Annotated in this window: 23 protein-coding genes; 9 read left to right on the top strand and 14 right to left on the bottom strand. The window is 53.3% G+C overall.

Features of this window, described 5'->3' with window-relative positions; all coding sequences use genetic code 11:
- Positions 1 to 2 precede the first annotated feature (2 nt).
- Positions 3 to 1,736 (top strand): monovalent cation:proton antiporter-2 (CPA2) family protein, encoded by a 1,734-nt coding sequence (locus Q0X64_RS03875; protein ID WP_297809232.1) that lies wholly within the window; start codon positions 3 to 5, stop codon positions 1,734 to 1,736.
- A gap of 60 nt (positions 1,737 to 1,796) precedes the next feature.
- Here Q0X64_RS03875 and Q0X64_RS03870 read toward each other — a convergent pair whose 3' ends face one another.
- From Q0X64_RS03870 to dnaA, 3 genes are all read right to left on the bottom strand, one after another.
- On the bottom strand, positions 1,797 to 3,641 hold the full coding sequence (locus tag Q0X64_RS03870) for a hypothetical protein (protein WP_297809231.1): 1,845 nt from the start codon (positions 3,639 to 3,641) through the stop codon (positions 1,797 to 1,799).
- A gap of 324 nt (positions 3,642 to 3,965) precedes the next feature.
- Positions 3,966 to 5,069: a DNA polymerase III subunit beta gene (dnaN, locus tag Q0X64_RS03865; RefSeq protein WP_297809230.1), complete on the bottom strand. Its 1,104-nt coding sequence runs from the start codon at positions 5,067 to 5,069 to the stop codon at positions 3,966 to 3,968.
- 28 nt (positions 5,070 to 5,097) lie between these two features.
- Positions 5,098 to 6,468: a chromosomal replication initiator protein DnaA gene (gene dnaA, locus Q0X64_RS03860; RefSeq protein WP_297809229.1), complete on the bottom strand. Its 1,371-nt coding sequence runs from the start codon at positions 6,466 to 6,468 to the stop codon at positions 5,098 to 5,100.
- 267 nt (positions 6,469 to 6,735) lie between these two features.
- Here dnaA and rpmH point away from each other — a divergent pair, with 267 nt between their 5' ends.
- The 5 genes from rpmH to mnmE are packed head-to-tail and all read left to right on the top strand — an operon-like array spanning position 6,736 to position 10,463.
- On the top strand, positions 6,736 to 6,870 hold the full coding sequence (rpmH, locus tag Q0X64_RS03855) for a 50S ribosomal protein L34 (protein ID WP_297809228.1): 135 nt from the start codon (positions 6,736 to 6,738) through the stop codon (positions 6,868 to 6,870).
- Positions 6,871 to 6,926: 56 nt separating this feature from the next.
- Positions 6,927 to 7,259, top strand: a complete 333-nt coding sequence (gene rnpA / locus Q0X64_RS03850) for a ribonuclease P protein component (protein WP_297809226.1) — start codon at positions 6,927 to 6,929, stop codon at positions 7,257 to 7,259.
- Entirely contained in the window at positions 7,244 to 7,480 is a 237-nt protein-coding gene (gene yidD, locus Q0X64_RS03845) for a membrane protein insertion efficiency factor YidD (protein ID WP_297809224.1), read from the top strand. Before rnpA ends, yidD begins: the two co-directional genes overlap by 16 nt.
- A complete protein-coding gene (yidC, locus tag Q0X64_RS03840; RefSeq protein ID WP_297809222.1) occupies positions 7,473 to 9,113 on the top strand; it encodes a membrane protein insertase YidC in 1,641 nt (546 codons plus the stop codon). Before yidD ends, yidC begins: the two co-directional genes overlap by 8 nt.
- 6 nt (positions 9,114 to 9,119) lie before the next feature.
- The gene (mnmE, locus tag Q0X64_RS03835; RefSeq protein WP_297809220.1) at positions 9,120 to 10,463 is read left to right on the top strand and encodes a tRNA uridine-5-carboxymethylaminomethyl(34) synthesis GTPase MnmE; all 1,344 of its coding nucleotides are present in this window, start codon (positions 9,120 to 9,122) and stop codon (positions 10,461 to 10,463) included.
- A gap of 1 nt (position 10,464) precedes the next feature.
- On the opposite strand, the gene Q0X64_RS03830 is transcribed toward mnmE, so the two are convergent.
- A complete protein-coding gene (locus tag Q0X64_RS03830; RefSeq protein ID WP_297809218.1) occupies positions 10,465 to 11,367 on the bottom strand; it encodes a LysR family transcriptional regulator in 903 nt (300 codons plus the stop codon).
- Positions 11,368 to 11,473: 106 nt separating this feature from the next.
- Here Q0X64_RS03830 and Q0X64_RS03825 point away from each other — a divergent pair, with 106 nt between their 5' ends.
- The 3 genes from Q0X64_RS03825 (at position 11,474) to gloA (ending at position 14,284) form a co-directional block, all read left to right on the top strand.
- On the top strand, positions 11,474 to 12,268 hold the full coding sequence (locus Q0X64_RS03825) for an SDR family oxidoreductase (protein WP_297809215.1): 795 nt from the start codon (positions 11,474 to 11,476) through the stop codon (positions 12,266 to 12,268).
- Positions 12,269 to 12,361: 93 nt separating this feature from the next.
- Positions 12,362 to 13,708: a sodium:alanine symporter family protein gene (locus Q0X64_RS03820; RefSeq protein ID WP_297809213.1), complete on the top strand. Its 1,347-nt coding sequence runs from the start codon at positions 12,362 to 12,364 to the stop codon at positions 13,706 to 13,708.
- Between the two features lie 102 nt (positions 13,709 to 13,810).
- On the top strand, positions 13,811 to 14,284 hold the full coding sequence (gene gloA / locus Q0X64_RS03815) for a lactoylglutathione lyase (protein ID WP_366517483.1): 474 nt from the start codon (positions 13,811 to 13,813) through the stop codon (positions 14,282 to 14,284).
- 59 nt (positions 14,285 to 14,343) lie between these two features.
- Here gloA and Q0X64_RS03810 read toward each other — a convergent pair whose 3' ends face one another.
- From Q0X64_RS03810 to argC, 10 genes are all read right to left on the bottom strand, one after another.
- A complete protein-coding gene (locus tag Q0X64_RS03810; RefSeq protein ID WP_297809209.1) occupies positions 14,344 to 14,523 on the bottom strand; it encodes a PLDc N-terminal domain-containing protein in 180 nt (59 codons plus the stop codon).
- A 51-nt stretch (positions 14,524 to 14,574) separates the two neighbouring features.
- Positions 14,575 to 15,993 (bottom strand): efflux transporter outer membrane subunit, encoded by a 1,419-nt coding sequence (locus Q0X64_RS03805; protein WP_297809207.1) that lies wholly within the window; start codon positions 15,991 to 15,993, stop codon positions 14,575 to 14,577.
- The gene (locus tag Q0X64_RS03800; protein WP_297809206.1) at positions 15,990 to 19,133 is read right to left on the bottom strand and encodes an efflux RND transporter permease subunit; all 3,144 of its coding nucleotides are present in this window, start codon (positions 19,131 to 19,133) and stop codon (positions 15,990 to 15,992) included. Before Q0X64_RS03800 ends, Q0X64_RS03805 begins: the two co-directional genes overlap by 4 nt.
- A complete protein-coding gene (locus Q0X64_RS03795) occupies positions 19,133 to 20,290 on the bottom strand; it encodes an efflux RND transporter periplasmic adaptor subunit (protein ID WP_297809204.1) in 1,158 nt (385 codons plus the stop codon). Before Q0X64_RS03795 ends, Q0X64_RS03800 begins: the two co-directional genes overlap by 1 nt.
- Before the next feature lie 9 nt (positions 20,291 to 20,299).
- Positions 20,300 to 20,899: a TetR/AcrR family transcriptional regulator gene (locus tag Q0X64_RS03790; protein ID WP_297809203.1), complete on the bottom strand. Its 600-nt coding sequence runs from the start codon at positions 20,897 to 20,899 to the stop codon at positions 20,300 to 20,302.
- Between the two features lie 74 nt (positions 20,900 to 20,973).
- Positions 20,974 to 22,245, bottom strand: a complete 1,272-nt coding sequence (locus Q0X64_RS03785; RefSeq protein WP_297809201.1) for a DUF2254 domain-containing protein — start codon at positions 22,243 to 22,245, stop codon at positions 20,974 to 20,976.
- A gap of 126 nt (positions 22,246 to 22,371) precedes the next feature.
- Complete coding sequence (gene erpA, locus Q0X64_RS03780) at positions 22,372 to 22,716, bottom strand: iron-sulfur cluster insertion protein ErpA (protein ID WP_297809200.1); 345 nt, start codon at positions 22,714 to 22,716, stop codon at positions 22,372 to 22,374.
- An 82-nt stretch (positions 22,717 to 22,798) separates the two neighbouring features.
- Complete coding sequence (locus Q0X64_RS03775; RefSeq protein WP_297809198.1) at positions 22,799 to 23,251, bottom strand: polymer-forming cytoskeletal protein; 453 nt, start codon at positions 23,249 to 23,251, stop codon at positions 22,799 to 22,801.
- 8 nt (positions 23,252 to 23,259) lie between these two features.
- On the bottom strand, positions 23,260 to 23,958 hold the full coding sequence (locus Q0X64_RS03770) for a DUF6776 family protein (protein ID WP_297809196.1): 699 nt from the start codon (positions 23,956 to 23,958) through the stop codon (positions 23,260 to 23,262).
- Positions 23,958 to 24,986 carry an N-acetyl-gamma-glutamyl-phosphate reductase gene (argC, locus tag Q0X64_RS03765; RefSeq protein ID WP_297809194.1) on the bottom strand — a complete coding sequence of 343 codons (1,029 nt, stop codon included), beginning with the start codon at positions 24,984 to 24,986 and terminating at the stop codon, positions 23,958 to 23,960. The genes Q0X64_RS03770 and argC overlap by 1 nt, the downstream gene beginning before the upstream one ends.
- Positions 24,987 to 25,046: the final 60 nt, after the last annotated feature.

Raw genomic sequence — 25,046 nt, 5'->3', positions numbered from 1 at the left:
GAGTGCAGGAAGCGGGGGGACACTACCTGATTGATATCCTGGCCATACTTCTGGCTACAGTGGTTATCATTCCTATTTTTCACAGAATCCGGCTGGGCGCGATTTTGGGCTACCTCTTCGCCGGTATGGTGCTGGGCCCGTGGGGGTTTGGCGTCATTACCGAAGTCGAAGATATTCGACATTTAGCCGAATTTGGCGTCATTTTCCTGTTATTTCTTCTCGGTATCGAGCTCAAACCCGACAAGCTCTGGCAAATGCGCAAGATGGTGCTGGGCCTGGGGCTGGGCCAGGTATTGATCACGGCCGGGCTGATTTACGGTATTGCTATCTGGCTGGGCGTCTCCAACCAAAGTGCGATTATTATCGGGTTCGGTCTGGCCCTGTCTTCAACCGCCTTCTGCCTCAAGTTGCTGGCCGAGCGTGGTGGCATTTCCACCGTGATGGGGCGGATGTCGTTTTCGGTGCTGCTGTTACAGGATATTGCCGTGGTACCGCTATTGGCGCTGGTATCCTATTTTGCCGGCGGTAGTCAGGACATTATGGAGCCCAGCCTGCAACCGGTGTACGCCATCCTGGTGTTGGCTGCTTTATTGTTTGCCGGACGTTACCTGCTCAACCCGGTGCTGGGCAGAATTGTTGCCAGTCAGGATGCCGAGGTGTTTATCGCCATGGCGGTATTGCTGGTGCTGGGCGTTGCCTGGATCATGCAAAGTGTGGGCTTCTCGATGGCACTGGGCGCTTTTGTCGCCGGTGTTATGCTGGCTGAATCACATTACCGTCACCAGATAGAAGCCGATATTCTGCCGTTCCGTGGCATTTTGCTCGGACTGTTCTTTATGACTGTGGGCATGGGCATCGACTTCAGCCTGCTGTGGGACCGGCTGGTTGATATTCTGCTGCTGACCTGGGGGCTGATGACGCTCAAGTGTCTGGTCGTTTACGTGCTATCACGGCTCAGCAGTGCCCGCCACGATATTGCCTTACAAAACGGTGCTTTATTGTCACAAAGTGGTGAGTTTGGCTTTGTTCTATTTGGGTTTGCTGCCGCTTCCGGTGTGCTGGAAAAACAACTGGGAGATATCCTGACGCTGGTCATTGCGCTGACCATGGTGCTGACCCCGTTTGTGGTGAATATGACCAACTGGCTGTTGCTGCGTTTCTATACACCCGAACCCTCTGAAGATGAGGACTACGCCGAGTTTGTCGAGGCCAGTGAGGAGCACGTCATTCTGGCCGGCTTTGGTCGTGTGGGTGCCCGGATTGGTACTTTGCTGGGTGCGGCCGGTGTGCCTTACCTGGCGCTGGATATGAAACAGAAACGGGTCAAGGATGCCCGCGCCCAGGGCTTCCCGGTGTTTTTTGGTGATGCCAGTAAGGTCAAGGTATTACAGGCGGCTGGGGCCGATCACGCGAGAATGATCGTGGTCACCCTTGATGATCCGGAGCAGATTGACCGGCTGGTGTCCCAGGTCCGCCAGTTTTATCCCGATATGCCGATTCATGCGCGGGCACGGGATAGAAAACACTGCGCTGATCTGATTACCACCGGCGCCACATCGGCTGTCTCAGAAACGCTGGAAACCAGTCTGCGGCTGACCGAGGAAATTTTGTTGGGGAGTGGCGTCGAGGCCGAAAAAGCCTCAAGGGTTATCGACGAGTTCCGGGATGACTACTACTCCAACGTGGTGCAGAAAGTTGCCGAGAACAAAGTGGTCCTGGGTGAGTTAAAACACTAACTGTTTTAGCCAATAAGAATAAAAAAAAGCCCCTGAAAAGGGGCTTTTTTGTTATTGAGGTTAATGCCGGGTACCGCAAAAATCGGCGTCACATCGCTGCTCCCAGCAGCTCACCAGACTATTGGCATGACACATATAGTCATCACTGCTCTCACTCTGCTCGCACTTCATGTCACCCCACTGGATCTCGGCTTTAAAGCTGCTGCCACACAGCTTGGCTGCGTTATTTTCCAGGTTGGTACGAGCAATATCGATAGCCGTATCTTTGCTTAGATAGGTTTCAGTTGCGCCTTTAACCGGTTCAGCTTCAATTACAAGGCGGTTGGGCGTTGCCTGCGCATCCTGCTTTTGATCTGCAGGTAGTTTAGCCGGGCTTGACTTGGCCGAATCTGATAAGCGATTTTCACTTGTTTCTTTAGCGCGACTCGTTGCTTGCTCGGCTTTTGACCTGGCTTTTTCAGCAGTGCGACGGATGTTTTCTCTGCGATACTCAGTGCCATGGCTGGTTTTATTCATGGCGATTGTTTTTTCAATCATGCGGTTGGTCGAGTCAAGGTTATTGGCCACCCATTGGCTACGCTGACTGATTGAGTTCATTGTGTTTGCCCAGTGCGCTCGCGACCAGGCTTCATGTTCGGCTTTGCGCTGCTGCTCTTCTGCCCTTCGTTTAGCCTGAAATTTCCTTTCTTCTTCAGCTGCATTGAAAGCCACATCAAGCTTATCTTCAGCCTCTTCAAGGCCTGCAATTGCATCGGCTATCATCTTTTGTGGCGTGAGCACTTTCTTGGCTTTTTTACGCGCATCTAAATCCATGCTGAAACCGGCTTTATCCAATAATTTCTCTTCCTGATTATCAAGAGCGGGATAGGCTTCAGCGTAGGCGTCGATATCAAAAGAGGCCAATGCTTTACTTCTGCAATCAATGTAATCAGTGTTGTTAGAGATAATTTCATTTGGTTTCAGAGGAAGCCCGATCTGTTGTGCCATGTCAGTGCTTATGCCTATTACCTCATCCAGACAGCCTTTTGAATCTGCCCAAGCTTCAAAGGTTAACGGGTAGTATGCTTTATCGAGAAATACCTGATATTCCTTACCACCTATTTCTACGGCGGCGACCCGGCGATTAAAAAGCTTATTCTGCTTCTCGGCCTCTTTGCCGGTGAATAGTCCAAAATCAAAGCGGCTCCACTTTTTTTCAAGTTCTTGAAGCGTTAAGTCAGAACCGATTGTTTTGTACATTTGATACGTGGCTTGTCTGAAATCTTCTTCAGAGCCGAATTTTATCTGCTCAATATTCAGGGCATTACTGATATTTTCTTCTCGCCTTTCCCTCATTCGGGCAATTTTTTCCACGGTCACCCAGTCATAATTATGAGAGGCATCAAAGCAATAAGCACAATACTGCCAATCAGTGACAATGGCACCATCAGTCACCTTTTCTGGCACGGGTGCCGGAAAATCCGTTTTGGGAAACACAGGAAACCTGCCCATTGCGCCTGCAGGGAATTCAGGGTGCTGGTCAAGATAGAGGCCCTTGTTGCGGGATAGAATTTCTTGTGCGGTGACATTCTTTACCGGCTTTAGGACATAGCGATATTGAGGCGCATGATCCTTTTCCGTACCGGGTTTAAATTCTAGCCAAACCCTCATAATTTCTGCGCCTTCAATGTTTACGCCGTTTTCGACCTGCTTGTAATTCACCAGATCATTGCCTTGCCCTTTGGGCTGGTATCGGCTCTCCCAAGCCTGGTATTGAGGATCGCTGTCGATAAGTTGCTTAACAAGCTGTTGGCTCGACAAAGCTGTTTTTATCGAGCTTGTCTCTGCCAGAGCAGTATTTATTAAAAGCAGTGAGATGACCAGAGGCAGTATTAAGACAACAGAACGATGAGATAGAGTAGGCATGACTTAGGTATTTCCTGATCGAGTTAATTATCAGCTTATAAACGATGACTCACTCTGATGGCGCTAAACATCGCTATGATTGATGTTATAGGTCGTCTTTCGGGGAGTAATGTCAGAGGTTGTAATGCAGAAGAGGGAGTATAACTTGAGGGGCGTGGTAGCAATTTTTTCAATCCCTGAAAAGAAAAACGTCGGTTCAATCCTTGAGAGAAACATTACTAAAAAGTATTGATAGAGTCACTAAGCTACCAATGTTTTTGCTGAATGTAATAGCACAGAGAGCCGCCCCTCGACAGGCCCTGGGCGGGACGAGGGCTGACTGTTTCACAGTCGCATAGGCATCACGACATATTGCCGTTCAAGTTTGTCGTTGGCCGGCGTTACCAGGGCACTACTGGTTTCATCGGTAAACAGGATTTTCACCTTGTCGTCGGGGATGGCGTTAAGCAGATCCAGCAGATAGGCGTTGTTAAAGGCAATTTCCAGGGCGCTGCCTTTGTAATCGACGGCCATTTCTTCTTCTGCCGATTCCTGTTCCTGATTGGTGACGGTGGCTTTGAGCAGATCGGTATCCAGGTTGATACGCACGCTGCGGTGCTTGTCGTTGGAGAGGATGGCGGCGCGTGACAGAGCCTGTTTGAGTGCATCGCGTTCGGCCAGCACTTCCTTATCACCACCGACCGGCAACACCCGCTCGTAGTTGGGGAACTGACCGTCGATCAGTTTGGAAGTGAAGTGAATGTCAGGCAGTTCGATTTTAATCTGCTGGTTGCTGAAGGCCAGTTTCACTTCATCATCGGTGTCACCCAGCAGGCGGCCCAGCTCAATAATCGCTTTACGCGGTACGATCACGCTGTTCTTTTCTTCTACCGGATTGGCGGTAGTCAGGCTGCCCATTGCCAGTCGGTGACCGTCAGTAGCAACCGCGCGCAGCGTGGTGTCTTCGCGTTCGAGTAACAGGCCGTTGAGATAATAACGAACATCCTGGCTGGCCATGGCAAAGCTGGTTTCATCCAGCAAAGCTTTTAAGGCCGATTGTGGCAGAGCAATTTCATCAACATAATTGGCACCCTCACTGTCAGGGAAGTCGTCGCTGGACAGGGTCGCCAGCGAGAAGCGACTTTTACCGGCTTTCACCAGGGCCTTATTATCACTGGCGTTAAAGCTGATAGTGGCGTTGGCCGGCAGGGCACGGACAATATCAAGCAATTTACGCGCAGAGACCGTGGTTTTGCCTTCTTCTTCCACCGACACCGGCAGGGTGGCGATCATTTCCAGTTCCATATCGGTACTGGTCATCGACAACTGGTTGCCATGCGTCCTTAGCAGAATATTGGACAGAATCGGCAGTGTGGCACGCCGTTCAACAATGCTGCACACCAGTTGCAAGGGGCGGACGAGGGTTTCTTGGCTGACAGTGAATTGCATGATGATTCTCTCAGGGTCCGTTAATTAATCAACTCGACAGGGTTCTTAGCAGGTTACGGTAATCTTCTTCGACGCGATTGTCCGTTTCACGCAGTTCCGCCACTTTGCGGGTGGCATGTAAAACGGTGGTGTGGTCGCGGCCACCAAAAGATTCACCGATTTCCGGCAGGCTGTGACTGGTCAGTTCCTTGGCCAGTGCCATCGCGATTTGGCGCGGGCGGGCAATGGAGCGGGTACGTTTTTTCGACAACAGATCAGAGACGCGCACCTTGAAGTATTCAGCGACGGTTTTCTGAATGCTTTCTAAAGTGACCAGTTTCTGATGCAGGGCCAGCAGATCTTTCAGTGCCTCCTGGGCCATTTCAATCGACAAAGGCTGGTTGGTAAAGCGCGAAAAGGCCAAAACCCGCTGCAACGCACCTTCCAGGTCACGCACGTTGGACTTGATGCGCTTGGCAATAAAAAACGCCACATCTTCCGGCAGCGTGATCAGGTTCTGGTGAGCCTTTTTAATCAGAATCGCGACCCGGGTTTCCAGTTCCGGTGGCTCGATAGCGACGGTCAGGCCCCAGCCCAGACGCGACTGCAGGCGTTCATCTAGGTTTTCCACTTCCTTGGGAAAGCGGTCACAGGTGAGGATAATCTGACGTTGACCTTCCAGCAGGCTATTAAAGGTATAGAAAAACTCTTCCTGCGAGCGCTCTTTCTTGGCGAAGAACTGAATATCGTCAATCAGCAGCGCATCGGCACTGCGGTAATGCGCCTTGAACTGGTCAATGGCATTGTTGCGCAGCGCGGTAATCATGTCCTGAACAAAACGCTCGGAAGACAGGTAAATCACGCGGGCGCCGGGATTGTTCTGGCGGATCTTGTTACCCACAGCGAGCATCAAGTGCGTTTTACCCAGGCCGGTGCCGCCGTAAAGAAATAGCGGGTTATAGCCACTGGTGCCGGGCGCTTCGGCCACATGCAATGAAGCGGCGCGGGCGATCTGGTTGGATTTACCTTCGACGTAATTATCAAAGGTGAACAGCGGATTCATCGGGCTGCCGATAGCGGGGGCTGCCTTTTCACCATCCGGTTCATTTTCTTTGGGCTTTGCCATGGGCTCGTCGTTGATAGGCGTGTTATTGCGCGGCTTGCCCTCAGGGGTGTCTACCGTACCGACTTCAATTGCAACGCGCTCAATCAGCCCCTGACTGAGACCGTGGATCAAAGTGTTGATCTGATTTTCCAGTTGCTCCTGAACCCAGGCTTTAACGTAGGGGTTGGGCGCAAGTAAGCGCAAACTATCTTCGGTTTCGATGGCCTGCAGGGGCCGGAGCCATGTGTTTAGCTGTTGTGCCGAGAGATCACCTTCTAGATGGGACAGGCATTTTTCCCAAAGGGGTGAGGACACATGAACTCCTTGATTATCAATCATTTAAATTAAAGAAGGCAGCGACGGGCGGCCATTGCTGTTATAGTATAACGCCCCGCGCAAGACCACTAAAGTTATCTTTCTGTGTCTTGTTTGGCAAGTAAAAACAAAGAAAGCCTAAAGACGTTTTCTGGTTTGACTTGCAGTGGCAGGAAACCTTATAATCCCGTGTCTTTTGCCTGGTCGGATTTTGCTCCTGTAAGACCGCGGGCAGCAAAATCGTTATTTATTTGTGGAGTTGGTGAAATGAAACGCACTTTTCAACCTAGTAATCTCAAGCGTAAACGCACTCACGGTTTCCGCGCCCGCATGAAAACTGTTGGTGGCCGCCGCGTTATTAACGCTCGCCGCGCCAAGGGCCGCGCTAAGCTGTCAGCATAATCCCTCTGACCTCTTTGAGAGGGCATGACTTGGCATTATTACCTTTCCGCCGAGCCATGAGAATGAACCACCCGGGCGACTTTTCTCGGGTGTTCCGTCAGGGAAAACGCACCGGAGGGGGCGGCCTGACGGTGATATCGGTTGAGAACACAGTAGGGCATCCCCGTCTGGGGCTGGCTATCGCCAAAAAGCACATCAAGCTGGCGACCGGCCGCAACCGATTAAAGCGGATTATTCGTGAGTCGTTCCGGCAACATCAATCCGCTTTTCCCAACATCGACATCGTGGTGTTGTCACGGCCGGGTGTAAACCAGCGTGACAATGCGCAAATATGGGCAGCATTGGAGCGACATTGGTTAACCGTGGTGGCGCAATGGCAAAAATCCTGATCAGCCTTGTTCGAGGCTACAAGCTTCTGCTGAGCCCCTTTGTCGGCATGCATTGCCGCTTCCAGCCTACCTGTTCGCAATATATGATCGACGCGATTGAACGTCACGGTGCCCTGCGCGGCGTCTGGCTCGGTCTGCGTCGCCTGTCACGTTGCCACCCCTGGCATGCGGGTGGCCTCGATCCCGTTCCCGAATTAAAAACAAAGAATCACAATGGATAATCTCAGAACGCTCTTTATCTTCGGTCTGCTTATCGTTTCCCTGCTGTTGTGGGAAGCCTGGCAGGAAGACTATGTCCGACCTCAGCAACAGGCCGCCGATGCTGCCAGTGAGACCGTGAACGGTTCACCCGCCGCTGATAATGAAGCCGATTTACCGGCGCTGCCATCAGAGTCTGCACAGGCGATGCCTGATGTGCCGGACAGCCCCCAGGCAGAGGCCGTAGCCAGCAAAATTCATGTCAAAACCGATGTGATGGATCTGCAGATTGCCACCCAGGGCGGCGATATCCGTGAACTGGCGCTGCTGGAATATGCCGTCAGCTCTGATCAACCCGACACCCCCGTACAATTCCTGAATGACAGCGCCGGTCAATTCTTTGTGACCCAGTCCGGCCTGCGCGGTGAAGGTGAAGCACCCACTCACTATGCGGAATATCGTGCCGAACAGACCCAATACGAATTGCAGGATGGCCAGGATGAAATCCAGGTGCCACTCTACTGGGAGTCTGAAAATGGCTTGCAGGTAGTCAAAACCTACACCTTCAAGCGTGACAGCTATCTGGTGGATGTCGATTATCAAATTATCAACCAGAGCGGCGAGCGTTTCAGCGCCTATCCTTATGCCCAGCTTAATCGTAACCGTGGCGATGATGGATCGATGTTCATCTACACCTATACCGGTGCGGTGTACTCTAGTGAAGGCAATGAATACCAGAAGGTAGACTTCGACGAACTCGATGACGCGCCATACAACCGTAGCGTTAATGACGGCTGGGCAGCGATGATCCAGCATTATTTTGTGGCTGCGATTATTCCACAGCAGCAACAAGAGCTGGGTTTTTACGGCAAGTCCATCAATGGCACGAACTACACTGCCGGCGTGCGTATGCCAGTCGTCAGCGCCGATGCCGGTGAACAGACTCAGGCAGACTATCAACTCTACCTGGGGCCGAAAAAACATGAACGTCTGGAAAAAGTCGCTGAAAACCTGCCTTTGACCGTCGATTACGGCATGCTGACCATTATCTCCGAACCGCTGTTCTGGGTGATGGAATGGCTGCACAAACTGACCGGTAACTGGGGCTGGTCAATCATCCTGCTGACAGTGCTGATCAAACTGGCCTTTTTCCGTCTGTCAGCGGCCAGTTACCGCTCAATGGCGGCCATGCGTAAGCTGACGCCGAAATTGTCTGCGCTGAAAGAACGCTATGGCGATGACAAGCAGAAATTCAATCAGGCGATGATGGATCTGTATCGCACTGAGAAGATCAATCCTTTGGGTGGCTGTCTGCCGATCCTGGTGCAGATGCCGGTGTTCCTGGCTTTCTACTGGGTGCTGGTCGAAAGTATAGAGCTGCGCCAGGCTGACTTTATGCTGTGGATCAACGATCTGACCGCGATGGATCCTTATTTCATACTGCCGGTGCTGTTTGGTCTGTCGATGTGGTTCCAGCAACGTTTGAACCCGGCACCACAGGATCCGGCGCAGGCGATGATGATGAAGATCTTCCCACTGGTCTTCACCGTGTTCTTTGCCTTCTTCCCGGCGGGTCTGGTCTTGTACTGGCTGGTCAACAATATCCTGTCGATTGCCCAGCAGTGGTATATCACCCGCAAAATGGGTGCACTCTAAGCCCTGATGGATAGCATTGTCGCAGTCGCCACCGCGCCCGGGCGCGGTGGTGTGGGCGTGGTCAGGCTCTCCGGCAAACAGGCCGCTGATATCGCCCGCACCATCTGCGGTAAATTGCCTGAGCCACGCTTCGCCAAGTTTACCCATTTCCGTGATGCGGAAAGCGAAGTCATCGATAGCGGCATTGTCTTGTATTTCCCCGGTCCGGCCTCGTTTACCGGTGAAGATGTGGTGGAATTGCAGGGGCATGGCAGTCCGATGGTGATGGATAAGCTGTGCCAACGCGCCATTGAACTGGGCGCCCGTATGGCCCGTCCCGGTGAATTCTCTGAACGCGCATTCCTGAATAATAAAATGGATCTGGCCCAGGCCGAGGCTGTGGCTGATCTGATTGAAAGCTCTACCGAGCAGGCCGCCCGCAGTGCGGTGCGCTCGCTGCAGGGTGACTTCTCCAAGCGCATTAATGCCTTTCTGCAAGAACTGACTCACCTGCGTATGTACGTTGAAGCTTCGATTGATTTTGCTGATGAGGAAATCGACTTTCTTGCCGAGGCTCAGGTGGATCAGCAACTGCAGGATCTCTTGAAAACGCTCGATGGCATTACCGGCAGCGCCCGTCAGGGTCGCTTGCTGCGTGAAGGCATTAGCGTGGTGTTAGCCGGCCAGCCCAATGCCGGTAAATCCAGTCTGCATAATCAGCTTGCCGGGCATGATGCAGCGATTGTCACCGATGTCGCTGGTACTACCCGTGATGTACTTCGCGAACAGATCCACCTGGATGGTCTGCCGCTGCGTATTTCCGATACTGCGGGTCTGCATGAAGCCACTGATGATATTGTCGAACTGGAAGGCATACGCCGCACCCAGAATGAACTGGCGCAGGCCGATCATATTCTGTTGATCATCGATGACAGCCAGGGCATGACCGAGCAGGATAAGAAAATCCTCGCTGACATGCCGGCTGATAAACCACTGACGGTAATCCGTAACAAGATCGATCAAAGTGGCCGCGAAGCCGGTGAAAGCACAGAAGATGGCCGGCCGACTATTTTCCTTTGTGCCAAAAGCGGCGATGGCATTGATCTGCTTCGTCAGCACCTGTTTGAGGCGGTGGGCTTTCACCCCGAGGAAGAGGGCGTGTTTATCGCCCGTCGTCGTCACCTCGATGCCTTGGGGCGGGCCCGACAGGCAATTGAAAATGGTTATGACTGTCTGGCCGGTATGGGCGCCGGTGAACTGCTGGCTGAGGAACTGCGCCAGGCGCAAAATGCATTAGGCGAGATTACCGGTACCTTCACCACCGAGGATCTGCTGGATCATATCTTCTCCAGTTTCTGCATCGGCAAGTAATTCACGGCGCCTCGGCCGAGCGCTGCAAGGCTCGCATATTCTCCGTTAAAAACTCAATAAACAGGCTGATACGCCGGGGCTGGTGTGGATTACGCAGATATACCACGTGAATCGGCGCATCCCACCAGACCGTGTCGGCAAGCACGGTTTGTAATGTGCCCGTGGCCAGATCTTCGGCAACATCCCAGTAGGATTTACGCACAATCCCCATGCCGCTAAGCGCCATGATATGGGCAGCTTCACCATCGTTACAGATTGTGGCATGGTTAATATCCACCGTCTCTCCGTCAAACCGCCACTCACGCCCCTGTTGACGGCTGAACACAATCAGTCGGTGGTTTTGCAACTGCTGCAGTGTCTCAGGCATGCCATGCCGTGCCAGGTAAGCGGGTGAGGCACAGAGAATACGTTTGTTATCCAGCAGGCGCCGGGCAACAAGCCTTGAGTCGGGTAACTCACCGTAACGGATGGCAATATCGATGTCATCAGTAATCAAATCCTCAACCTCATCGCTGAGCTGTAACTGTATTTCAACAGCCGGATAAAGCTGATGGAAGCGGGCCAACAAAGCAATCAGGTGGCGATGACCAAAACTATTGGGGGCGGTAATCCTGAGTGGGCCGGATAGTGTCAGCTGGGTATCGCTGAGGGCTTCTTCTGCCTGTTCCAGCTCGGCAATGATGCGACGGGCATATTTTTCCAGCTGCCGGCCTTCATCACTGATAGTGAGTTTGCGGGTATTACGATGAATTAACTGACAGCCCAACTGCTGTTCCAGTTTTGCCAGACGTTTGCTCACCACGGCCAGCGACAGACCCAGATCACGGGCAGCTTCAGTCAGACTGCCAAGGCTGCTAATGCGTTCGAACACGCGTAAGGCCAGTAAATCGTCGATACGTTTCATTGTTGCATTATTGGAAATAGTTAATTTAGATTATCTCTGTTTAATCAATTGTAACCGAGGCCTACAATAATGCCCATCGTTTTGATTTCAGTATTGGGAGGCAATAATGCAGATTGATTTCACAGGCAAAACGGCTTTGATCACCGCATCCAGTGGCGGTATTGGTTTCGGGATAGCACAGGGTTTGGCTGCCGCGGGGGCCAGTGTGACTATTAATGGCCGCAGTCAGACATCAGTGGATCGGGCAATTGAGCGGTTGCAAGCGACATTGCCGAAGGCTGTCATCAGCGGCGCTGTAGCTGATCTGGGCACGGTTGAAGGATGCGATGCGTTGATAAGCCAAGTGCCTGAAGTCGATATTCTGGTTAATAATGCCGGTATTTACGGCATGCTGGACTTTTTCGATACCGATGATGCGACCTGGGATCGCTACTGGCAGACCAATGTGATGTCAGGGGTGCGCCTGTCACGGCATTATATTGAAAGCATGCAAAACAAGGACTGGGGCCGGATAGTGTTTATTTCATCTGAATCGGCACGCAACATTCCTGCCGATATGATTCATTACGGAGTCTCCAAAACCGCGCAATTATCGCTTTCCCGCGGGCTGGCCAAAAAACTGGCGGGTAGCGGCATTACCGTTAACAGCGTGTTGCCTGGTCCGACGCGGTCAGATGGATTCGATGCGCTGTTTGCCGATGAAGCAGAAAGCACAGGCAAAAGCATCGATCAACTGGGCAAGGAATTTGTTATGGCCCAGCGGCCCAGTTCAGTAATTCAACGCCCTGCATCGGTGGAAGAAGTGGCAAATATGGTGGTTTACGTCTGCTCGTCCCAGGCTTCGGCCACCAGTGGTGCAGCGCTTCGGGTTGATGGCGGTGTGGTCGATGATATCGTCTGAGTCTCACCTGACTGTGCGGGCTTCGAAGGCAGTTTGACAGGCAGCCTGATCTCCACTTAACTTCACTAAAACTTAATTGAAGGAAAAGTGGTGATGGAACTGATATCACACTGGGTGTCGGTCATGTCTGGCTGGGTCTGGGGCCCACCGATGCTGATATTGCTGGTCGGCACGGGTGTGTACCTGACGATCATACTCAAGGGCCTGCAGTTTCGCGCTTTAGGCCATGCTTTTCGGCTAGTGTTTGATAAAGAGGCCAAGGCAGAAGGTGATATCAGTCACTTTGCTGCCTTAACCACGGCGCTGGCAGCCACGGTGGGGATTGGTAATATCGTCGGCGTGGCCACGGCGATCACCCTGGGCGGTCCCGGGGCCGTTTTCTGGATGTGGGTGACCGGCCTAGTAGGCATGGCGACCAAGTATGCTGAGGCTTTGCTGGCGGTGCGCTACCGTGAGCAGGGTGACAAGGGCATGCGTGGCGGCCCCATGTACTACATCGCCAAAGGGGCGGGACTGCCCTGGCTGGGTTGGCTGTTTGCCTTGTTTACCGCTTGTGCTGCTTTCGGTATCGGCAATATGACCCAGGCCAATTCAGCGGCTGCTGTGATGAATGAAGTCTTTGGCCTGGCCGAGTGGACGACCGGCGGCATCCTGATGATCCTGACCGGGTTGGTGTTGATCGGCGGTATTCGCTCCATCGGCCGTTTCACCTCGATGCTGGTGCCGTTTATGATCGTGGCTTATCTGGGCACCGCCCTGGTGGTCATTGTCCTCAATGCCAGTGAAGTGCCCGAAGCTTTCGGCCTGATTTTCTGGCACGCCTTTAATCCGATTGCCGCCGGTGGTGGTTTTGCCGGTGCCGCAGTCGCGGCTGCCATTCGCTATGGTGTGGCCCGCGGTGTGTTTTCCAACGAGTCCGGCCTGGGCTCAGCACCGATTGCCGCGGCTGCAGCCCGCACCAAAGATCCGGTCAAGCAGGCTTTGGTATCGATGACGCAGACCTTTATTGATACGCTGGTAGTCTGTACCGCCACGGCACTGGTCATCCTGACCGCTGATGTTTGGCGTGAGGGCGTCAGTGCCGGTATTCTGACCAGCCTCAGCTTTGCCCAAACCCTGGGCGACACCGGCACCATTATTGTCGCCATCAGCACCGCGCTGTTTGCATTTTCCACCTTGCTGGGTTGGAGTTATTACGGTGAAAAAGCGATTGAATATCTGTTCAACGATAAAGCCATTACGGCATTCCGTATTGTTTTTGTGCTGGTGGTGATGGTGGGGGCGACCCGTGAACTCAGCTTCGTCTGGAATTTTTCCGATCTGATGAACGGCCTGATGGCGATTCCAAACCTGATTGGCATCCTGCTGCTATCGAAAGTGGTGAAACAGGAAAGCCAGCGTTATTTTTCACGCCCGGCGCAAAGCAGGCAGGAAACCTAGTTATTTATAGAGGAGGACAGCATGAGCAGACATTTTGACGAGGCTAAAGGCCTGACCGAGAACCATGATCCGGCGACGCATGACTTTGTGTTTAACCAGACCATGTTTCGTATCAAAGACCCCGAGCGTACGCTCAAGTTTTACAGTGAAGTGATGGGCATGACGCTGGTCAAACGTTTTGATTTTCCAGCGATGGAATTCACGCTGTATTTTATGGCCGCTTTGTCACCGGAACAGGCCAAGGCGATTTCCGAGGATAACGATGAGCGCATCAAACAGACTTTTGCCATGCCGGCGATGCTGGAACTGACCCATAACTGGGGCGATGAAGACAAGGATGATGTCAGCTATCACAATGGCAACAGTGATCCGCGAGGCTTTGGCCATATCGGTTTTGCCGTGCCGGATATTGATGCGGCCTGTGCCCGCTTTGAAGAGTTCGGCGTGCCTTTTGTGAAAAAGCCCAATGACGGCAAGATGAAAGGTATTGCCTTTATCCAGGATCCGGATGGCTACTGGATTGAAATCTTCACCCCTGAACGTCAGCCGGGGCTGCTGAAGGAACATCTGGCTTGATAAAGAATAGTCAGGTAATAAAAAAGGGGCTTTTCAGCCCCTTTTTTTGTGGTTATCCGCTAGCCCTTGGGCCCCAGGAAGAACCAGATGATCAAGCCGATCAACGGGAACAACAACAGGATCAAAATCCACAGAATTTTGGCACCGCCGCCGGCAGGACTGTTGGCGACTTTGATAATGGCCCAGATAACAATAATCAGCCAGATTAGACCGAGTAAACCACCTACTTCTAAACCCATTGCTGTCTCCTTGTTTTGGTCAGGTTCCGGCTCAGCTTAAATTAAACGCTGCTATTTTGCCAACTCCGCGTTGACGGTGGTTTCCAGCAGGCCGCCACCCAGCGCTTTATAGATCGTTAGTTGATTACGCAGACCTTGCAGGCGGATATCAATCAGATTTAACTGACTATTGATTGAGCTACGCTGGGCATCCAGTACATCCAGATAACTGTCGACGCCGGCATCGAAACGCGTGCGCGCCAGTTCAAGACTGCGCTGGGTGGCTGTTGTCAGGTCATGCTGTGCCTGAAACTGATCATCCAACGTGATGCGGGCTTCCATTTCATCACGCACTTCCTTGAAAGCCTGCTGAATCACGAGTTGATAGTTGGCGATATTGATATCTTTCTGTAACTCGGCGACATCAAGGTTGGCCTGATTCACGCCCCAGTCCAGCAGCGGCAGGCTGAACTGCGGTGCAATCTGCCACTGACGGCTGCTGGTCTCGGTCAGTTGCGCCGGCGCACTCCCGGCCAGTCCCAGACTGGTGGTCAGGCTGATCCTGGGAAAAAAGGCTGCCCGCGCAGCACCGATATCGGCATTGGCGGATTTGATTTGGTGTTCGGCCTGTAACACATCGGGTCGCTGCAACAGAACTGCTGATGACAAGTCGGCAGGAATAGCCTGAATCTCACCGATTTCATGCCACTCAGCCTGCCAGTGTTGTTTGTCCAGCGTGTCACCAGTTAAAAGCTGTAGCGTGGTAAAAAACTGGTTTGCCTGTTGCCGGTATTGAGCCTCCAACACCCGCGCTTCATGCACGGCGGTCTCAGACTGGCGCAGGTCCAGCTCTGAGGCGAGGCCGTTATCGAAGCGCTTTTGAATCAACCGGTAACTTTCTTCACGGACTTCGCGAGTATCGACTGCCAGTTGATACTGGGCGCGCGCCGCCTGCCAGCTATACCAGGCATCAGCGACCTGGGCCACCAGGCTGAGCTGAATATTGTTACGGGCTGCCTGGCTGGCAAAATACTGCTGCAAAGCTGATTGTGACAGGCTGTCGAGACGGCCGAAGAAATCAATTTCCCAGTTGGTAATACCCAGGCCAACACTGTATTGCTCGTTAATGCCGCTATCACCGGTAAAGCTCAGCGACTCCGGTGTGCGTGAGCGACTGGCTGCCGCCTCGGCATCCACAGCCGGCAGTCTGGCAGCGCGCTGAATCCGGTACTGGGCCTGCAGTTGCTGCACGCTTAGCGAGGCGGCCTCTAACTCGCGGTTGTTGTCAAGTGCCCGTTCAATCATCGCCTGCAGGGACGGATCCTGGAAGAATTCACGCCAGCCCAGTTCAGCGGCAGCCGTTTCATTCGTCGCTCCGGTGTCAGCCAAAGCAACGTCCGGGTCGGGCTGCTGATAATCCGGCATCAGTGAGCAGGCGGAAAGGCCTGCTATCAGCCCCATAATCAGCGAGGTTCTGCTCAATACCTTCATGCCTGCGTCTCCTGCGGGTTCTCGACTTTTTTGTTGCGGCCACTCAGCTTATCGGCCAGTTTAAAGACCACCACAAAGAACACCGGGATAAAGAACACGGCCAGCACGGTAGCGGTGAATACGCCGCCGAACACGCTGGTGCCGATAGCGTTCTGACTGCCGGAGCCGGCACCACTGGCAATCATCAGCGGTGTCACGCCCAGCATGAAGGCCATTGAGGTCATAATAATCGGGCGTAGACGCATTCTGACCGCCTCCAGCGTGGCCTCAATCAGCTCCATGCCGTCTTCATACAAGGCCTTGGCAAATTCCACGATCAAAATCGCGTTCTTGGATGCCAGACCAATGGTCGTCAACAGGCCAACCTGGAAATAGACATCGTTGGACAGCCCCCGCGCCATGGCAAAAAGCACCGCCCCGAGCACGCCCAGCGGGATCACCAGCATCACCGAGAACGGCACGGACCAGCTCTCATAAAGCGCGGCCAGGCACAGGAAGACGACCAAGATCGACAATGCATACAATAACGGGGCCTGATCACCGGATTCACGCTCCTGCAGCGACAGGCCTGTCCATTGATAGCCTATGCCCTCCGGTAGTTGTTCAATCAGTGACTCCATGGCCAGCATGGCATCACCGGAGCTGACACCGGGTGCGCCTTCCCCCTGGATATTGACGGACGACACGCCGTTATAGCGTTCGAGCCTGGGTGAGCCATAAATCCAGCGGCCTTCAGTCAACGAGGCCATTGATACCATTTCATTATTGTCATTGCGTAAATACCACTCGCCGACATCTTCGGGCATCATTCGGTAGGGGGCATCACCCTGTACGTAGACTTTTTTAATGCGGCCATTGTCGATAAAGTCATTGACGTAGCTAGATGCCCAGGCGGTGTTGAAAGTGTTGTTGATATCGCTGAGCGAGACTCCGAAGGCCGCCGCCTTGGTGTGATCCACGTCAAGTTTGAACTGTGGCGTATCTTCCTGGCCATTGGGTCTGACGCCGGTCAGAAGTGGCTCCTGCGCTGCCAGTCCCAGCAACTGATTACGCGCTTCCATCAATTTCTGGTGACCCAGACCGCCCAGATCCTGTAGTTGCAGGTCAAAGCCGCTGGAGTTGCCCAGTTCACGAATCGGCGGTGGCGCGATGGCAAAGGCCATGGCATTTTTCAGTGTGGCAAAAAAGCCATTGGCACGGGCTGCGACCTGCTGCACTTCCTGTTCCGCTAACGGCCGTTCATCCCAGTCTTTCATATTGATAAAGGCAAGCCCGTTATTCTGGCCACGGCCACCGAAGCTGAAGCCGATGACCGAGAACACGGATTCGACATTGTCTGCTTCCTGCTCCAGGAAATAATCCTCGATTTTGTCCATCACTGCCATCGACCGATCCTTGGAAGCATTGGCCGGTAAGACCATCTGGTTGAACATCAGGCCCTGATCTTCATCAGGCAGGAATGAGCCCGGCAGACGGTTGAAGATTAACGCCAGGCCGACCACGATCAGCAGGTAAATCAGCATATAACGGCCGGTGCGGCCAATCATATGGCCAACACTATTCTGATAGCGCTGCGTGGCAGAGTTGAATACGCGGTTGAACCAGCCGAAAAAGCCCTTGCGCTGATAATGATCGGCATTGGTCGGCTTGAGCATGGCCGCGCACAAAGCCGGACTCAGCGTTAAGGCCACCAGTACTGATAACGCCATCGCTGATACCACCGCTATGGAAAACTGACGATAGATGACACCGGTGGAGCCACCAAAGAAAGCCATGGGGACAAACACTGCTGACAACACCAGTGCAATCCCCACCAAAGCACCGGTGATCTGGCCCATCGACTTGCGGGTGGCTTCTCTCGGCGAGAGCCCGTCTTCGTGCATCACCCGCTCGACGTTTTCCACCACCACGATGGCGTCATCGACCAACAGGCCGATGGCCAGCACCATGGCAAACATGGTCAGCGTGTTAATCGAAAAGCCGAAGGCATAAAGAATGGCAAAGGTACCCAGCAACACCACCGGCACGGCGATAGTCGGGATCAGCGTGGCACGAAAATTCTGCAAAAACAGATACATGACACAGAACACCAGTACGATGGCTTCAATCAGGGTGTGAATCACGCCTTCAATCGACAGCCTGACAAACGGGGTGGTGTCGTAGGGATAAACGACGTCGAGACCGGCGGGGAAAAATGCTTCCAGTTGATCAATACGTTCGCGGACGTTCGCTGCCGTTTCCAGCGCATTCGCACCCGATGCCAGCGAGATACCCAGGCCAGCTGCTGGTTGTTTGTTGTACTCGGTCTCGTACTGATAGTTTTCGCCGCCCAGTTCGACGCGGGCGACATCGCCGAGCAGAATACGTGACCCATCTTCATTGACCCGCAGGATGATATTGCTGAATTCTTCCGGGGTTTCCAGGCGGGTCTGTACCACGATATTGGCATTGAACTGCTGACCCTCGACCGCTGGCGCGCCGCCCAGTTCGCCGGCTGCCACCTGCACATTCTGGGCACGGATAGCGGTCACGACTTCGCTGGTGGTCAGTTTATAGTGACTGAGTCTTTCCGGATTGAGCCAGATCCGCATGGCGTACTGGGATCCGAAGATTTGAATACGGCCTACACCATCAACCCGGCTCAAGGGATCCTGGATATTAGCACCGACAAAATCGGCGATATCGTATTTATCCATACTGCCGTCGGATGAGACAAACCCCAGTACCATCAAGAAACCGGTCGAAGACTTGGTTACGCGGATCCCCTGTTCCTGCACTTCCTGGGGCAACAGCGGCATTGCACCCTGCAGTTTGTTCTGTACCTGCACCTGGGCAATATCGGGATCAGTGCCGGCCTCAAAGGTGATGGTTAACTGGCCGACACCGGTGGAATCACTGGTGGCCGACATATAGAGCACATTGTCGATGCCGGTCAGGTTCTGTTCGAGTACCTGAATGACGGAATCTTCCACTGTTTTGGCAGAAGCACCGGGATAGGTGGTGCGGATCTCTACCGAAGGCGGGGCCACATCAGGGTATTGCGAGACCGGCAACTGAATGATTGCCAGCACCCCGGCCAGCATGATGATAATGGCAATGACCCAGGCAAAGACCGGGCGGTCGATAAAAAAGCGCGCCATTACTGCTCTCCCTGCGCGGTCTGCTGCTGATTTTGATCAATCTGGACATCGGCGCCCGGACTTACTTTCTGCAGCCCGGCGACGATAAGTTGTTCCCCATCCTCAAGTCCGGACTGCACCAGCCAGTTATCACCAATGGCACGGCCCAGTTTCAGCTGGCGTGCCTCAACCTGCTGATTGTCGTTAACCACCAGGGCGCTGGCCTCACCCTGACGATTGAAGGTAATACCTTTTTGTGGTGCCAAAATGGCATTATCGAGTTCGCCCTCAATAATTTCAGCGCGGACAAACATGCCCGGTAACAGTAGTTGCTCAGGGTTGGGCATAATGGCACGCAGCACCACGTCACCGGTCGAGGGATCGACATCTACCTCGGCAAACTGTAGCTTGCCTTCGAGTGGATACTGGCTGCCATCCTCCAGTGTCAGTTTCACGGTGGGCGCGGACTGTTGATCCAGCTCGCGATCGATAATTTTCTTGCGCAGCGCCAGCAGCTCTTTGGAAGGTTGGGCAATATCCACATAAATCGGGTCAAGCTGGTGAATCGTGGCCATCACAGCGGCCTGCTGAGCGGTGACCAGGGCACCCTCAGTCACATTGGATTTACCAATACGACCGGCAATCGGCGCGGTCACTTTGGTATAGCCGAGGTTAGTCTGCGCGGTTTTGACCGCAGCCTGCTGCACCTGAATCTCTGCCTGTGCCTGCTGGAACGTCGCCAACGCATCATCGTATTCCTGGCGGCTGATGGCTTTGTCATCCAACAGGTTTTTATAACGGGTCTCACGCGCTTTAGCGGTGGTCAAAGCGGCCCTGGCCCGCACCAGTCCGGCTTCGGCATTAGCCAGATTCGCTTCAAACAGCGCCGGTTCAATCTGATACAAATGCTGATCGGCTTCCACCTGAGCGCCTTCCTCAAATAAGCGTTTTTCAATAATACCGTTCACCTGTGGCCGCACCTCGGCCTTGCGCAGCGCTACGGTCCGGGCCGGTAAAGAGCGGGTCAGGGTCACAGCTTGAGCTTTCAGCGTGACCACATTGACCGGTGTGGCAGCGGGCGTCTGTGCATTGGCAGACGGTGAAGCCTCTTCCTGCTGGCAGGCGGCAAGGCCCAGCAGCAACAAGCCCAGCAGGGGCCATTGAATTAATTGTTTCATCATTTACTCCTACCCCGCGGCCTGTCCGGTTTCTGTGGCAATAGCATCCCAGGATGCATCCATGATTTGCTGAAGCTGTGTCTGATCGACATTAATGACATCCAGTAATTGCTGACTGGCCATGTACATATAGGGTTCAAAACTCAGGCTGCCCAAAACATCATCAGGCAGGTTTTTGATCTGGCCGTTGTCGCGGCCCTGCTGAAACAAGTCACGCAGCGGTTGAAACTGCTGCCAGGCATCGCTGCGCTGGCTGCGCAATACATCTGTGGGCAGGTGATCAAACTGTGCCTTGCTCAACGTGACAGAGCGGTTTTCAATGCAGAACTGCCAGATGTTGGCGCAGATCCGCTGGTATTGCTGTTTCAGTGGACGCTGCGCATTAAAATCGGCAAACGCCGCCTCGGCAAAGGCGCTGATAATAATGCTGTGAAGCTCGGCGATCAGCGCCTCGCGATCGCGGAAATACAGATAAATGGTGCCGGTGGCGACCCCGGCTTCTGTGGCCAACTGTTTCATCGAAAACCCATGAAAACCGCAGCGGGCCAGAAGCTGTAAGGTGGCCTCAAGAATGCGTTGTTTTTTATCGGTGGCGGCGGTTTGAGCCATGGTGTTACCTGAGTTATGAATGAACGTTCATTCATGATATACCGATCGGTATGTGCTGTAAACAGACTAAATTTTTAATTCAGACAGGACTGGATTTGATCGACGATCCGCCGCAGGCGCTGCTGATCGGCTTCCAGGGTCAGCGCATGGCGGGCACGCTCGAAAGCCATTTCAGAGTGACGTTCTACTTGCTCGGCAAAACACTGGGGGCAAAGCTGCTTGAGTGCCAGTAGTGATTTTTGCAGGCGCAGCTGAATTTCTATCAGTGCTGCACCATCACGTGCTATCGGCAGAAACACATCGTCAAACAGATCCTCCAGTTTGATTTCGGCAATCCGAACATGCGGGTAAATAATGTCTTCATGACTGTCATCGATGGAGAGGTGCTCTCGCCAGGGTTCCAGGATCCGCACCGCACGGCTGACAATATCAATCGCTGTACCGGGATCATTGACTGCAGGTGATAAAGCCCGCGAGGCAATTTCAGCCAGCACTGACAGTCCAAAACGCGGATCCTGGTCGAAAGAGCGTTCATTACCGACCGTGAACGCAGAGCGAATCGTGTTTTCTAGCTCATCAGTCAGTTCACCACTGAAGCAGACAGCGGCTTCGGCCGGGTGGATAAACTGGCCGGGCTCGGCTAACACGGTGATTTCGGCTTCAGCCTGCTCGGCACAGCGGTTGAGCTTGCCGATATCGATATGCTGAATATAACCGGTATTGTCGGGATAAATCGCGTTCTCAAGATAGGCGGGCATATTATCCCAGTCCAGTCGGCGCGCACCGAGGCAAGGATAATCAATCCGCTGCTGTACGGCCTGACTGGCCACCTGTTCCACCCGGTTGGTGGTTTCACCCAGCCGTCCCAGCCGTGACAGGTGCTCAATCCAGCGCAGTATGGTGACAACAATAAGAACGATAATACCGATGGTCACCACAAACAGGATCAAGCGGCCGTTATCCCCATAGACGCCGGTGCTCAGTGCAATGATACCGACCAGACTGAACAGGAAGGAGCCGATAAAAGTTGCCAGCACATTCTGGGTAGTGGAATCCTGACGCACCAGTTGGGTTGCCCGCGGCGTGGCGCCGGAGCTGGCGGCGGTGTAGGCCGAGACCATTACGCTGAGAGAGAAGGTGGTCACTGCCAGCATGCTGGAGGCCAGAATATTGAGGATATCGCCGACTGACTCGGCACCGATGCTGTAGGGAAACGGCTCGGTTATAAAGCGCTCGACCGGGATCGCGATTAATGCTGTGGTTACAGCGAGCAGAGCAAACAGAGAAGCACGCAGCCACAGGGTACGGGTCAGTTGGGTCAGCAACCACTGCCATTTGGAAAACATGCTTTACTCCTTCTCAGTCGTCTCAAGCATAACCAAGCCTACGGTGGCAGACAATGACTGCGAAAAACGCGCATAAAAAAACCGGTGGGGCAGCGCCGCACCGGTTTGTGTTGGTTCAATGGCGTCTTAAGGTGAGAACGACGAACCACAACCACAGGTGGTGGTGGCGTTCGGATTGCGGATCACAAACTGTGAACCTTCAATGCCATCGGTGAAATCAATTTCCGCGCCGACCAGGTACTGGTAACTGGCAGGATCGATCAGCAGGGTGACACCATCTTTGACGACTTTGGTGTCATCATCACTGATATCTTCTTCAAAGGTGAATCCATACTGGAAACCGGAGCAGCCGCCGCCGGTAATGAAGACGCGCAGTTTCAGTTCATCATTGCCTTCTTCAGCGATCAAATCGCTGACTTTCGCTGCCGCTGCCTCGGTGAAAAGAATCGGGCTGGGCATTTCGCTGGTCATAGGTAACTCCAAAGATTTCGTGTTGACTGGTCAATTATTATCCAATTCTGACTAAAATAGTCAAGATTTAGCCTCTGAAAGTTCACGATGAGGCTTTCTGTTCCAGGTGAAATTGAGCATCATCATCAAACACTTCGTGTTCAACCTGGAGGATATTCTCGTCCTCCTGCTGGGCGCGGATTAAGTGACCGTTCACTTCACTTCCCATCGCCATTTCCAGCATGCGGTAATATAGATTACCATTGATGCGCGCCTTGGGCGCGAGTTCGACATGCTGAGACGCATACACATTACCGTTCACTTCACCGTTGATAATGACATTGGGCACACGCACCTCACCATCAATACGGCCATGATCACTCAATGTCAGCACCGAGTTGTCATCACCTGTGGCGTTGATATTGCCTTCAACACTGCCATCAACCCGTAAGCCGCCACTGAAACTGACATCACCCTTGATATGGGTGTGGCGCCCGATCAGCGTGTCGATACGGTTAACGGATTTCTTTTTCTTGGGTTTGTCTTTCTTGAACATGGTTTACCTCATGGTGCGGGAGATGGCGTCACTTCCCACTCAAATGTTTTGTCTATCAGGGTTTTATCTTCCTGTCGCAACAGAACCCGTAAACTCTCTGCTTGTTCATTCTCTGTTAATTTTACCGTGCCCTCAAGCACTTGTACGTGACGGATGCTCAAATCATGTTTTTCAAGCAGGCGTGAGTGGGCTTCGCCGTCACCTTTGAGGTTAAGAGTCAGCAGCACTTCGCCGGCAATCGGCTTGGTAATGCGTTTACCCTGAGTTAAAACAATTCTGTAGAGAAAGGCTGACGGATCGGCGTCTGCCGGTCTCAGAAGTAGTTCACGAACCTGCAATTTGCTGCTGGCATTGCCCTGGGTAATATTCTGGTAGAACAGCAATTCTTTATTGAGTGCAATCACTTGCTCCTGCATGGCCTGCAATTCGGCTTCCAGTTGCGAATCGGTAGCTTCACGCATGGCATCCCTTTGTTTGTTGTCCTCAACTTGCGTACTCAGGGCCAGGTTCTGTTCGCTCAGACGTTGGTTCTCCTGCAGCAACTGCTGATGCTGGGCCTGTAATGCGGTCAATTTTTCCAGTTGCTGCGCGCGCCACTGCTGACCCCAGTACCAGACCGCTACCACGCCCAGTGCCAGGCTGAGCAGAATCACTAGCAGACAGCGATACGGCCGGCGGTGATGAATAATATAAGGCCGGTCCAGCATCAGGGCATGGTCGCGATGACGTTAATGCCGCTGGTCTCCTCCAGACCGAACATCAGGTTCATATTGTGGATAGCCTGTCCTGAGGCACCCTTAACCAGGTTATCAATCACTGACAGCACCACTACGGTATCGCTGTCCTGCGGCTGATGCACCGCTATGCGGCAGACATTGGATCCCGCCACACTGCGGGTTTCAGGCATGGCACCGGCAGGCATCACATCAACAAAAGGCTCATCCTGAAAATGGGCTTCAAACCGGGCCTGCAGATCAGCCTGCTGGGTGAGTCGAGCGTATAGCGTGGCGTGAATTCCGCGCACCATCGGCGCCAGATGGGGAATAAAGGTCAGATCAACCTTTTGCTGGCTGTATTCGGATAACTTCTCGCGGATTTCCGGCAGGTGACGGTGGCCGCTGACACCATAAGATTTGAAACTGCCGCTGGTTTCTGCCAGCAGCATGGGAATGGCGGCTTTACGTCCGGCACCGCTGACTCCGGTGGTGGCGTTGGCAATCAGGTGACCGGAATCAACCAGGCCTGCCTGCAAAAGCGGCATAAAACCCAGTTCAATCGCGGTCGGGTAGCAGCCGGGGACAGCGACTAACTGGGCATCGCGGATAGCCTCGCGGTTGATTTCCGGCAGGCCGTAGACGGCGATATCAAACAGTTCCGGACAGGTATGCGGGGTGTTGTACCAATGCTCCCAGACTGCCTGATCCTTGAGTCGGAAGTCGGCCGACAAATCAATAACGCGGGTTCCGCGTTTAATCAGCTCCGGCACCAGCGCCATGGCGACGGTATGCGGGGTAGCAAAGAACACTACATCACATTGCGCCAGCACATCGGGATCGGGCTCACTGAATTTCAGATCGACGTGACCACGCAGGTTGGGAAACAGGTCGCTGACTGCCAGTCCCGCTTCACTGCGCGAGGTGATAACTTCCAGAGACACATCAGGATGGCCGGCCAGTAACCGCAATAACTCGACGCCGGTGTATCCGGTGCCCCCTACAATTCCGACTTTGATCATGCTTTGCTCTGAGCTTGGATATAAATCCTACAGTATACCCAAATTAAAGCGGTCTGCAGA

The sequence above is a fragment of the uncultured Methylophaga sp. genome (assembly GCF_947259025.1).
GTDB lineage: Bacteria > Pseudomonadota > Gammaproteobacteria > Nitrosococcales > Methylophagaceae > Methylophaga.
This window is presented reverse-complemented; position numbering and strand designations above follow the sequence as displayed.